Genomic DNA, 11880 nt, shown 5'->3' with positions numbered 1-11880 from the left:
GCGGACGGCGTTGGTGAAGGGGTCGGCGTTGGCGTCCCAGGCTCGTTCCAGGAGTTCTTCGGCGCTGACGACGCCGCCGTCGGCGGCGACGAGGACTTCGAGGACGGCGAACTGTTTGCGGGTGAGGGCGATGTAGCGTCCGTCGCGGAAGACCTCTCGGCGGAAGGGGTCCACTCGCAGGCCTGCGATTTCGCGGATCGGGGGGCGGGTGTGTGCGCGTCGGCGGTCCAGTGCTCTCAGGCGTAGGACGAGTTCGCGAAGGTGGAACGGTTTGGTGAGGTAGTCGTCGGCGCCGAGTTCGAATCCTGAGGCCTTGTCGTCGATCCGGTCGGCGGCGGTGAGCATGAGGATCGGCATGCCGCTGCCGGAGGCGACGATGTGTTTGGCGATCTCGTCGCCGGAGGGGCCGGGGACGTCGCGGTCCAGGACGGCGATGTCGTAGGTGTTGATGCCGAGCAGTTCCAGAGCGGTGTCGCCGTCGCCTGCGATGTCGGCCGCGATCGCCTCCAGCCGCAGGCCATCGCGGATGGCTTCGGCCATGTAGGGCTCATCCTCCACGATCAGAACGCGCATGCCTGAAGGCTAAGCAGCACGGCATATCGTCGGCATATGCAAACCGGGCACGCCCCACCGGCCCGGTGACCGCGATCTCCTCTGCCTTCGCGACGTCTGCCCAGCCTTGTCGGGCCGGTAGGGCCATGGCTTCACACGTTCACCCCCGGGCTCGTGGGTGCGGGCACGGTGGCGGCGTCGACCAGGCGTGCGACCAGCTGCTCGTAGGGCAGTCCGGCGGCGGCGAACATTCTCGGTACCTGGGAGGCGGCCGTCATTCCCGGCATGGTGTTGACTTCGTTGAGGACGGGTCCGTGGTCGGTGAGAAAGAAGTCGATGCGGGCGACACCGGCGCAGCCGAGCGCGTCGAACATCCGCAGCGCCGCCCCGGTCAGGGCCGCCCGGTCTGCGCCGTCGATGTCGGCGGGCACACTGAACCGGGCTGAACCGTCGTACTTCGACCGGGTGTCGAACAGGCCGCTGGTCTGGATCTCCAGCGGCGGCGACGCCCATCGACGGCCATCGGCTTCACGCAGGACGGCCACGTCGATCTCCCGGCCCGCGACGACGTCCTCGATCAGGATCCGGTCGTCGAATCGTGCCGCACAGCGCAGCGCTTCGCGTAGCTGGGAGGCGTCGCGTGCCAGGGCGACACCGTAACTCGACCCGGCCGAGGCCGGCTTCACCACCACATCGGTCTTGAACTCGATGTCGGCGCTCTCTGCCGCCGCCACCAGTCGGCCGGGGGCGGTGTGGATTCCGACGGCCTCCGCCACGAGCTTGGTCGTCCACTTGTCCATGCCAACAGCTCCGGCGCGCAGGCCCGAACCGACCATCGGCGTGTGTGTGAGGGCACACAACGCCGCGAGGGTCCCATCCTCGCCGGACGGGCCGTGGACGGCGGGGAACACGACGTCGGCGCGTTCGATGACGTTCAGTGCCGCCGCCAGGGAACTGATGGCCTGCGACCCGAGCGCGTCCGCTCCTTGCCGCCACGTTCCGTCGCGGTCGATGGTCAGCTCGTCAACGTCGAATCCGCTGGAACGCAGTGCCTGTGCGACCGCCCTGGCAGTGGCCAGGGAGACGTCGTGCTCGGCGTTCTGTCCGCCGCCGATCACCACGATTCGCCGTGTCATGCGATGCTCCTTCTCACACGCGGCCCGATGCCGGTGACGATGGTGTGCGGAATGGTGCGGGCCCAACGAGCCCAGTCCTGGATGGTCGGGGTCGCGCCCCCGTCCGGGCCGAACACGGTCGCGGACGTGCCGACCGGGAAGGACGCGGCACCGGTATCGATCACGATCTGGTCCATCGAGACCCGTCCGACGACCGGGAAACGGCGCCCGCGGATCTCAACGCCGGCCTGGGGCGACAGCTCTCGCGGGATCCCATCGGCGTACCCGACGGGGAGGACGCTCAGATGGGTGGCGCGATCGGTGACATACGTGCCGGCGTAACCGACCGGCGTGCCGGCCGGCGCCGCCGTGGTGTGCACGATCGGCGCGGTCAGACGGGACGCGCCGTGCATCTCCACGGTCCCGGAGGGATCGATACCGACCAGTCCCGCCCCGACACGGACCATGCCGAAATGAGTCGCCGGGTCGGTCATCGTCCCCGACGTGGCCGCGAGATGGGCAATCGGCGAACCGAGACCCGCCGCCCGGACCGCCTTCAGCGCCTCGTGCATACGAGCAACCGCCGGTGCGTTCGCCGCGGGGTCGGCCCGGTCGGCCAGCGGGAGATGCCCCATGACGCCCACGACGCGGACCCTCCGAGCCTGCTGACCACGCCGGGCGAGACCGATCAGTTCGTCCCACTGCCCGCGGGGGCAGCCGCCACGGGACATTCCGGTGTCCACATGTAGGTGAACCCGCACCGTCTGCGCGGTCTGCGCAAGGAGTGCGCCGAGCTCGTCCACCGACCCGACCGCGATATCGACCTTGGCGGCTGCCGCCGCCTCAGCGTCGATCCCGGAGGGGTGCAGCCAGGTGAGGATCGGCACCGCCAACCCCGCGGCGCGCAACGCACAAGCCTCCGCGACACTCGTCGTCCCGAGCCACCCCGCACCGGCGGCAACTGCGGCTTGGGCGACCGTGACGGCGCCGTGGCCGTAACCGTCGGCCTTGACCACGGCCATGATCGTGCTCCGGGTCCGCGCACGAATCCGCGCCACGTTCGCGGTCACCGCCACAGGCAGCGTCTGCAAGGTCGGCGGTCGAAAGGCACCTGCCCGGCGGTGAAGTGCGACCGGGACCCGATTCACGGCCGTCTCCTCGGGTCCACGGCCGGATCCGCGCACATCGGCGGGCAACCGTCGTCGACAGCCTCGGGACGCAGTTCGTAACGCCAAGACCCGTCGCCATAGACCTGGCACAGCCCGTACGCGGCACCGTGCTCAGACAGCCAAGCCGCGGCACCCGGATGCGGCAGCCGGACCGGCTCCACCGTGCGGTACTCGAAGTGCCACCACTCGTTGTCGTAGACCCGGTAGAGCCCGTACCGCCCACCATGCCGTTCGAGCCACCGCGCGCCCTCGGTCGGCCGGACGTCGAGCGCGAGCCCCCGCACGTGGCTGGACTCCTCCGGCGGCAGCACCCGGCGCCGCGCCGCGGACACCGAGCCGGTACGCCGCACCTCCGCGGTGAAGATCCGGTGCTGTTCCGCCGCGTCGCGATATCCCGAGGTGAGGCCGATCAGCTGCCCGTCGCGCCAGAACGCCTCGGCCCGCGCGTGCGTGAACGCCGCCAGCGTTTCCGGTGCCAGCCCGCGGAGATCCTCGGCGGGGAAGCGCAGGCCCAACGCCCACTGGCAGGCCAGGAAGCGGGCGCGGCCCGGTGCGCGGCAGAAGGCGACCGGCACCAGCAGCACCGCGACGAGCCGAGTCGCGGTCGCGAGGACGCGCGCTTTGATCGTCAAGAGTGAATCGGCCACGACTCACCGCCGAAGGGCCGGGTCGTAGGCAGCGCCCGGACTGGCCAGAGCCGGGCGGGCATCAGGCCTGCGATCGCGCCAGCGGCGATCGCCGAGCCGATACCGCCCGCCCGCACTTCGGCGGGAAGGCCGACCCGATCTGCGACGCTGGTGTACACCGAGGATCGCCGGACGGGCGAGCACGATCCTGCGCGTCCGACGGGCTGGCGCTGACAGTGATGCGCTGTGGTTCATGCCTCCACTGAAGGCGGGAGTCTGTTGCGGTGCCGTATGCGATTTTTGATACGCCCGCGATACACCGAATCGGGGGGGCAGCCGGCCTCGGAAAAAGTCGCGTCAGGCGGCCGCCCCGGCTGACGCTGGCCCAGTTCCGTGATTCCGGTGCCCTGTGTGAGGCTCCTCCCGCTCCGCTCGGCGGACATCACCGGTTCCTGGCGTGTGGTAAGGCCGATCTACGTTTGGGCGTCGCCACGTGCGATGCCCAAACGGGGCAGGTCCAGGTGGAGTTGTCCCTCGCGGGGTGTCAGCGTCCCGTCGTAGGTCAGCTCGGCCGGTTCCACCTGCAGCATCTGCAGGGCGCTGACCAGCATGTGCGCCGCGGTGGCTGCGTCTTCTTCGGCACTGTCCATGGCGCCGGGGAAGCGCCGCTGCCACATCCCGCTGTTCGAGTGCCAGCCCAGTGCGGCCAGCCGATCCGTATCCGCCAGGGTGGGGTCGTTGAACAGGCCGGTGGCCTCGATCCGCAGGTCGGCCCCCTCGTTCCACGCCTGGACCAACCGGCGCGGATCCCGGCCGGACTGCAGATGCAGGATGAACCGCGCGGGGAAGCACGGGGCATCCTCGGTGAGTTTCTCCAGCGCGCGGGCCAACTCCTCCTGGAAGGTGTCCCACGTCACCGGCCCGGTGGGCTCGGCGGGTGGCAGATCTGCGGAGGCGGCGGCGCGCCACGGGTCCTGTTCGGTGGAGTGGTCGGCCCGGTCACCGTGCCACACCTCCAGACGGATCTGCCCAGTCGGCATTCCTGGCGGTGTCGAACGGCTTGCTTCGGTGAGGCGGCCTCGGCGCTGCCGGGTTGGATATGGGCGGCTTTCTTCCTGGGAGCGCGGCGGGAGTCTCGGACTCACCTGCGAGTTTTCTGGGACGGGGAGCCGGCGTTGGCGGTGGCGTTCGACCTGGCCCGGGGCCGGCTCACTACTTCGCTTTCACATTCTGGCTACGCCCGGCATCCCGGCCGCAGGCACCGGGTGAGATGCAAGGCGTTCGAGTACGGACTCATGTCGCTCCACAGCACCCACGGGCGTCCGTCGCCGTCGACGGTGACCTCCAGCCGTCCCGGATCGTGCCGCAGCGCGGCGATCGGCACCATGGTGCGACGGGCGCACGCCGCGTCGTGGCAGGTGATGAGCAGCACCCGGCCGCGGTCCAGATCGTAGGTGGCCACCACGGGCAGGTCGGCGGGGCCGAGAGCCAGCGCCGGCCAGGGGCGCAGGACGTCGGGGCCGGTGAGCGTCACCGCTTGGTTCCGTGCGCAGTCGGTGTCCTGGCAGCGCAGCAGCCGGGCGGCGCCGGTGCGGGCGTCCCGGTAGGTCAGCACTGGGCGATCGTCGGCGGTGACGGCCAGGTCGACGCCGTTTCTGTGCGGACGATCCAGGAGCGGGTGATCCTGTTGAGGCGCCACGACCTTCCTGCGCGAAGGGGCGCGGCAGTCGGCGTCTGGGCAGCTGACCAGTGTGACCGCGCCCGTCCAACGGTCCTGGTGCGCGATGATCGGCCGACCCGACCGGCCGACGGCCACCGCCAGCGACCGGCTGTCGACCATCGCATGGTCGTAGGCCAGCCGCGTCGACCACAGCTGCCGTGGGCGGGCGCACCGGACGTCCGGACAGTGGATCAGCCGCAGCAACTGCGGGGTGAAATCGCCGCGACCGTCGAAGGCGGCACCGGTCGCGGCGATCACCAGGCCGTTGCCCGACCGGGCCGCGGCTGCCGCGTGGGTGAAGGCCTCTGACCCGGCCCGGGCCACGATCGGGGCGTCGTCCACGTCCTGGCAACCGTCCACCGTGCAACGCACCAACCGCAGCACCCGGGGCCGTGAAAGCGGTTCAGTGCGGGCTTTGCGATCGATCGCCCAGGCCGCCACGGCGACCGAACCGTCCGGCAAGGTCGCCGACCCCACCTGGGTGCTCTCGACCGCCTTGCCGATCGGTTCGAACGGTGTGCCGTTCGCGCAGGACCGGTCTTCGCACGCCTGCGCGACGAAACCTGCGTGGGTGGACTCCGCCACGAGCAGTGGGCGGTCTCGGTTACCGAGATGGAGGGTGATCGGATACCCGGTCACCGAACTGGTGATCCTATGGTCGGCCACGCGGGTCAGACGCATGGGATTGACCGACAGGTAGCCGCCGTAGACCAGGCCGGGCACCGCCATCGCCGCGGCCAGCGCTCCGGCCGTCACCACTGCCCGGGGCGGCGAGACCTGCGGCGGTGTCCTGGATGGCAGCCGGGTCGCCAGCGCATCCAGGTCCACAGGGCGGTAGCGCTCGTTGGCGTGCTGCACTGGCGGATACCAATGGTTCAGCGACGCCACCGCCAGGACCGTGCCCTGCACCACCGTCGCCAGCACTCCGACCATGCCCATCAGGACGGCCTCGATCGTCGTGGCGGCCACGCCCTCCCAAGGCGACAACACCCACCGCGCACCTACCACCAGGGCGCCTGGCGCCAGGACGCAGCCGACCATCACCACGAGGCACGCACGGTAGCGGCGATGCCGCGTTGCGGTGAACGCGCGCCCTATCGCGGCAATCGGGCCCAGCCCCTCCAGTACCGCGAGCGGCACCGCCCACGCCAGCCAGCAACTCGCCAGCACCGGCGCGGCCATGGCCGCCACCGCCGCCCACAACTCCCCGCCCGCGTAGATCACCGCCACACCCGCGGCCACCGTCACCAGCGAGATCACCGACCCGATCACGAACAGCACGACCAGGGCAGGAAGACGTCTTGCAGCCGCCCTCAGGGCGGCCGCGGCCCCGACAGCACGGTCAAGCAGCACACCCGCGGCGACGACGCTCACCGCCGCCACCGCGACCAGCTGGACGACCACCCCCAGCAGCACCACGGTCGCCGCCGTCCACACCAGGCGCGGTGCCGTCGTCAACGGTGCGAGAGCACCATTGACGATCAGGGCGTCGTCTCCGACGACTGCGACGATCGCCACCTCGCCCACGATCGCGGCTGGGACCACAAGCATCAGGACGGGCAGGCTCAACGCGGCCAGGTGCCGGGCCACCAGACGCCCGGCGAGCGCCAGCACACCCACGACGGCGTACTCACACACCGGTGCCGTCGCCCCCGCGGGCAGCCCGGTGAACGACCTCGCCCCGCCCAAAACGGTCCCCGGACGGGAAGACAGCACCCCATTGCTCAGCCGGTCTTCGCTATCCAAGAATGACCATCCCTCATGCCGTCGTCACACTGTGCAGCATGTCGCCCCGTCGTGTCGGGATCGATTTTTCAGGGAGTCGATGCCCCGCGGGCGTGGTGTCCACTGTCGGACACCTCATGGCCAAAGATCGGTCGTCCCCTTCCTTGGCCGCCCGGCCTTCGACACGCATCTGCGTTCCGGCCCCGCCGCAACAACCCGCCTCCACAGCTTTTGGTCACCAAGGACATCACAGCCCACCTGGCCCCAGACGACGCCACGATGCGCGCCGCCGTGGCCGCCGCTTAGCGGGCGGCCGGGCGACCATAGCGGCGCGCTGTCAGGCGCCACCTGGGGCTGGGCGATCCTCAAGGGACCGACCAGCCCCAGGTGAGAAGACGATCAGATGCGGGTCCACCGTTGGTTGGCGGCACCGTTGCACGTCCAGATCTGGACGTAGACACCGTTGGCCGTTGAGTTGCCGGGTACGTCCAGGCACTTGTTCGCGCCGAGGGCGGTGATGCTTCCGTCGGAGTTGACGCGCCACTTCTGGTTGTTCTGGCCGTTGCAGTCCCAGATGATCACGCTGGTTCCGTCGGCGGTGCCGTTGTTGTTCACGTCGAGGCACTTGCTTCCGTAGACCCGCAGTTCACCGGCCGCCGTGGAGGTCCACTGCTGGTTGCTCTGACCGTGGCAGTCCCAGATCTCCACCCGCGTTCCGTTGGCCTGGGAAGCTCCGGTGACGTCGAGGCATTTTCCCGACCCTGCGCCCTGGATCTGGGACACGGGGTTGGGCGTTCCGCCGCTGACCCGGTACACGACGGTGCCGTGAGAAGGCACGCTCGCCGAGATGGCCCCGGTGGTCGAGGTGACGGTGTTCGTCCATGCGTCACGGAGGCTGAAGGAGTTGCCGGACAGACCGATCGCCGAGGCGGTGGTGCTGATCGTCGTCGTGCTGCCGCCCTGGTTGAACAGCGCGACCGCGATGTCGCCGTTGCTCAGCCGTTTGGCCAGGACGCGGCGGGTGCCGTCGTTGCTGATCTGGGTCGCTTGGAGGCCGAGCGGGTCCTGGTTGATGGCGATCAGATTCGGGTTCTTCAGGATCGTGGCGGTCGCGGCGTCCATGTTCCTCACGTCGTTTCCCGCGATCAGCGGCGCGGCCATGATGGCCCACAGGGCGAAGTGGCTGCGCATCTCGGTGTCGGTCATGCCGCCCCGGCCGACCACCATCATGTCGGGGTCGTTGAACTGGCCCGGCTTGGCGTAGCCCGACAGGGGCACGTTGACGTTGACGATGTTCTGGATGCCCATCGGGTAGCCGTTGGTCTGACCGGAGTTCCAGACGTTGGTGATGTCCTCGGTCGTGCGCCAGATGTTGGCGACGTCACCCCAGTTCCGCTGCGGGCCGGTCTTCTCGTGGATGCTGTTGGGGTTGATGCTGTAGAGGATCGGCCGGCCGGTGGCCGCCAGGGCGTCGCGCATCTTCGCGAAGGTGCGTACCTGGTCGTCGATGGTGCCGGTGGGAGAGCACCAGTCGTACTTGAGATAGTCGACGCCCCAGGCGGCGAACTGCCGGGCGTCCTGGACCTCGTGGTTGAGACTGCCGGTGGCACCCGGATAGGAACCGAAGTACTGGGCGCAGGTACGGTCCAGGGGCGCTTGGTAGAGACCGAACTTCAGACCCCTGGCGTGCAGGTAGTCGCCGAGCGCCTTCATGCCGCTCGGGAATCTCGACGGATTGGCCCTCAGGTTGCCGGCCGAGTCGCGGTTGGGATCGAACCAGCAGTCGTCGACCACGACGTACTGATATCCGAGGTCGCGCATGCCGGTGCTGACGAGCGCGTCGGCCGTCTGCCGGATCAGTGTCTCGTTGATGTTGCAGCCGAACGTGTTCCAGGTGTTCCACCCCATCGGCGGGGTGCGGGCCACGCCGTTGTCCAGTGCTTGAGCCTGGGGGGCTGGGCTGAGCGCCACGGCCAGGGCCACCATGGTCAGCAGCGCGCGGATTCGTTTCCTGCTCATGGAGATCTCTCCGCAGTGATTCGAAGGCCGGGTCCATGGGGTGGGCCGGCCACCCCATGGAACCCGATGCCCGGGGCTCAGACGACCGTCGTGGCCGCGCTGCGGTCGGCGACAAGGCCGAGGGTCGTCCTGTCTATGGTGACCTGGGCGGGCTCCGCCTTCCGCCGAGCCCGCCACGCCGGGTCCGCACCGGAGCCGGACCCGTGTCACGCCGTCAGCGCTGCAGCGTCAGCAGACCCGGCCGGTAGGGCAGGAGGCCGTAGTCGCCGCCGGAGTTGGGGCTGCGCCCCTGGTAGAGCAGCTGCAGATTGCAGGGGTCGACGGTGAAGGTCTGATCGGCGCTGGTGCGGATCAACTCACCATGGCTGATGTCGTTGGTCCAGGTGGCGCCGCTGTTGGCCTTGCCGGCGAAGGGGTTGCTCTCGGTGGCGGCCTGCGGTGTCCACGAACCGTTCAGACTGGTGGCCGTGAACGAGCGGAAGTACCGACCCTGCGAGCCGATCGCCTCGACGATCATGAGGTAGCGGTTCTGGCCCTGGAGCTTGTAGACCTGAACGGCTTCGAACAGGTTGTTCGTCGTGTCGCTCATGATGACTGTCGAGTTCGTGCCGAAACTGCCCGGGAAGTTGCCGATCGGCATACTGGCCCGGTAGATCTTGCCGTTGTCGCCGGCGAAGAACAGGTACATGTTCGTGCCGTCACCGATGAGCGTCTGGTCGATGGGTCCTGTTCCGGAGCCGGTGATGCTTCCGGAGAAGAGCACCTGCTCTGATGACCAGCCGTTCGGGTTGGTGGGGTCGCTCGACGTCCGGTAGGAGAAGGCGGTCCTACCCCATTGGTAGGCGAGCACCCAGATATTCTTCGGCGCGAAGTAGAAGAGCGTGGGCGCGACGGTGGAATTCGACATCGTGTTCTGGCTGGCCGAGGCCATCTCCGACCAGTTGGTGAACAGGCCGAAGTTCATCGAACCCCATCTCGTCCCAGTGTCGTGCGTCGTCGCATAGACGAGATGCCTGCCGTTGTAGGGTGCGACGGTGAAGTCCTTGAGCGAGACCCATCCCGACTTGGGTTGCGCCAGCGGGCCCGTTGACGTCCAGCGGTATGTCGACGGGAGATCGCACGGGGCAGTAGGGCCGCCGTCGCCGACCGGGACGAGCTGCCACTGCTGGTTGTCGCCGCCCCAGTTGTCGTACTGGACGATGTTCGCGTTGTCGGCGGTGGAGCCGCCTTGTACTTCGAGGGCCTTGTTGCTGTGGCGCGCGACGAACCTCACGTAGCCACCTGGGCTGTCGGCCAGCCGCCACTGTTGGTTGGTGCCGTTCAGGTCCGCCCACTGGACGATCGAGCCGCCGTTGGCGGTGGAGAAGTTGTGGACGTCCAGCACCTTGCCGGAGTGGCGGGACTTGATGCGGTAGTAACCGTCGCCGGAGTCGACGAACTGCCACTGCTGCTGGTTCTGATCGTTCCTGGTCCACTGGGTGATGCGGGCGCCGTCGTTGGTCGCCAGGTTGTAGACGTCCAGGGCCTTGCCGCTGTTGCGGTTGACCAGGACGTACCACTTGTTCACATCCACAGTCGCGGCCTGGGCGGTCTGTGTGTTCGTCACGGACAGGAGCACCGACAGCAGGAGCGATGCCAGCACCGCGCCGATTCTCAACATGAACTTCCTCCTTTCGGTCGGCGTGAGTGTTAGCGCTAACATTTTTGCCCGAATGGGACCTTCTCTCTCCAAGGGTGATCGGGGGGCGGTGGTAGCCGGAGTAAATACGAGGCAGAGCGACATCGTCAAGGGCCCCGGACCGTCGAAAAGTTTCGAGCGCAGGTCGGCTGCTAGATCGCGTATGCAACCCGGCGGCTGGATATAGGCGTTGAAATTTTCGTGACTATTGACGGGGGCTGGGAGGGGCCGCACACTGAGTGTCCGCGGACGCCCTGGCGGTGTGCGCGTTCTCGGCGATGGAGCGCGGCGTCTGTTGCACGGGCCGTGTTCCGTGCTTCCATCCTTCGTTCGCGGGGGAACAGACGTGCGTACGAACGCCATGTCGAGGTGCGGGATCCGAAAGCGAGCACTCGTCGCAGGCGTTCGGGGTTCTCGGCGCGACCGTCGCTCTGGTGGCACCGGCTTCGTCTGCTGCCGCGGCGAGCACGCTGGGCGCTGGGGCGGCGCAGGGCGGCCATTACTTCGGCACCGCGGTCGCCATGGGGCAGGCTCAACGACTCGGCGTACACCACGACCGCGAACCGCGAGTCGCCGACCAGCGCGCCAACCGAGTCCGCAAGGGCAGCCGTGGCGGCCGCCCACCGGCCTTCGACGCCGAGCTCTACAAACGCCGCAACGTGGTCGAACGCTGCTTCAACCAGCTCAAGCAGTTCCGCGCCATCGCCACCCGCTTTGACAAGCCGGCCAGCCGCTGCCGCTGTGGCGTGCTACTGGCCAGCCTGATCATGTGGCTCCGCCACCACGAATTGTCAGGCGCGGCCCAGGTCGGTCTTCGCCGCGATACGCCCGCAGTTCGCGGCGTGCCTGGCGGCGGCTGCGGTGGCGGTCTTCGCGCCGGGTGCCCTGGCAGTCCCGGTTGCAGCTCTTGGTGAGGCACCCGAACGCGAACGCGTAAGAGGCGGAGGGGCCCCAGTAACAGCCGCTTGTGCGGCGGTTCAGCGACGCGCTCCCGGCGGTGATCTCGTCCGGCAGCTGCACGGCCCGAAGCGATGGTCATGCACGGGAACGCAGGTCACCATCGGCGCGTCGGCCATCCGCACCCACCACGGCCGGGTCCTGTCGGTCTTGCTCATACGGTCACCTTTCGGCTCCGTGACGCCCCGGGATTGGGGCTGTCGTAAGACCGGGTGCACCGTGATTACCTCCTACTTACCGCGCGATAGACCGATATGAAAGGAGAAAACCTGTTTCCGAGGTTATCTCGAACCGTAGGAGCACGCGAGTTCCCGCGACT

Annotated in this window: 8 protein-coding genes and 1 pseudogene; 1 reads left to right on the top strand and 8 read right to left on the bottom strand. The window is 68.6% G+C overall.

The window, feature by feature from the left end:
• From ABZ801_RS35440 to ABZ801_RS35405, 8 genes are all read right to left on the bottom strand, one after another.
• The coding region (locus ABZ801_RS35440) for a response regulator transcription factor (RefSeq protein ID WP_360706613.1) at nt 1–573 on the bottom strand (573 nt) is incomplete at its 3' end.
• A gap of 131 nt (nt 574–704) precedes the next feature.
• Nucleotides 705–1688 carry a D-alanine--D-alanine ligase family protein gene (locus ABZ801_RS35435; RefSeq protein WP_360706612.1) on the bottom strand — a complete coding sequence of 328 codons (984 nt, stop codon included), beginning with the start codon at nt 1686–1688 and terminating at the stop codon, nt 705–707.
• On the bottom strand, nt 1685–2737 hold the full coding sequence (gene alr, locus ABZ801_RS35430; protein WP_360706609.1) for an alanine racemase: 1053 nt from the start codon (nt 2735–2737) through the stop codon (nt 1685–1687). The genes ABZ801_RS35435 and alr overlap by 4 nt, the downstream gene beginning before the upstream one ends.
• A 74-nt stretch (nt 2738–2811) precedes the next feature.
• A complete protein-coding gene (locus ABZ801_RS35425; RefSeq protein WP_360706606.1) occupies nt 2812–3468 on the bottom strand; it encodes a M15 family metallopeptidase in 657 nt (218 codons plus the stop codon).
• 467 nt (nt 3469–3935) lie between these two features.
• Nucleotides 3936–4502 (bottom strand): hypothetical protein, encoded by a 567-nt coding sequence (locus ABZ801_RS35420; RefSeq protein ID WP_360706603.1) that lies wholly within the window; start codon nt 4500–4502, stop codon nt 3936–3938.
• 194 nt (nt 4503–4696) lie between these two features.
• Nucleotides 4697–6928, bottom strand: coding sequence for a hypothetical protein (locus tag ABZ801_RS35415; protein WP_360706600.1), 2232 nt, complete (start codon nt 6926–6928; stop codon nt 4697–4699).
• 378 nt (nt 6929–7306) lie between these two features.
• Nucleotides 7307–8926 (bottom strand): lectin, encoded by a 1620-nt coding sequence (locus ABZ801_RS35410; protein WP_360706597.1) that lies wholly within the window; start codon nt 8924–8926, stop codon nt 7307–7309.
• A 214-nt stretch (nt 8927–9140) separates the two neighbouring features.
• A complete protein-coding gene (locus tag ABZ801_RS35405) occupies nt 9141–10586 on the bottom strand; it encodes a non-reducing end alpha-L-arabinofuranosidase family hydrolase (protein ID WP_360706595.1) in 1446 nt (481 codons plus the stop codon).
• Between the two features lie 659 nt (nt 10587–11245).
• On the opposite strand from ABZ801_RS35405, the pseudogene ABZ801_RS35400 reads away from it, so the two are divergent.
• Nucleotides 11246–11335 (top strand): annotated as a pseudogene (locus ABZ801_RS35400) (IS5/IS1182 family transposase); the annotation flags it as partial.
• Between the last annotated feature and the right edge of the window lie 545 nt (nt 11336–11880).

This window comes from Actinomadura sp. NPDC047616 (assembly GCF_040642915.1).
Lineage (GTDB): Bacteria > Actinomycetota > Actinomycetes > Streptosporangiales > Streptosporangiaceae > Spirillospora > Spirillospora miaoliensis.
This window is presented reverse-complemented; position numbering and strand designations above follow the sequence as displayed.

Coding starts and splice junctions, on each gene's coding strand:
- ABZ801_RS35435 (WP_360706612.1), bottom strand. CDS start 1,688: ATGACACGGCGAATCGTGGTGATCGGCGGCGGACAGAACGCCGAGCAC.
- ABZ801_RS35420 (WP_360706603.1), bottom strand. CDS start 4,502: ATGCCGACTGGGCAGATCCGTCTGGAGGTGTGGCACGGTGACCGGGCC.
- ABZ801_RS35410 (WP_360706597.1), bottom strand. CDS start 8,926: ATGAGCAGGAAACGAATCCGCGCGCTGCTGACCATGGTGGCCCTGGCC.
- ABZ801_RS35405 (WP_360706595.1), bottom strand. CDS start 10,586: ATGTTGAGAATCGGCGCGGTGCTGGCATCGCTCCTGCTGTCGGTGCTC.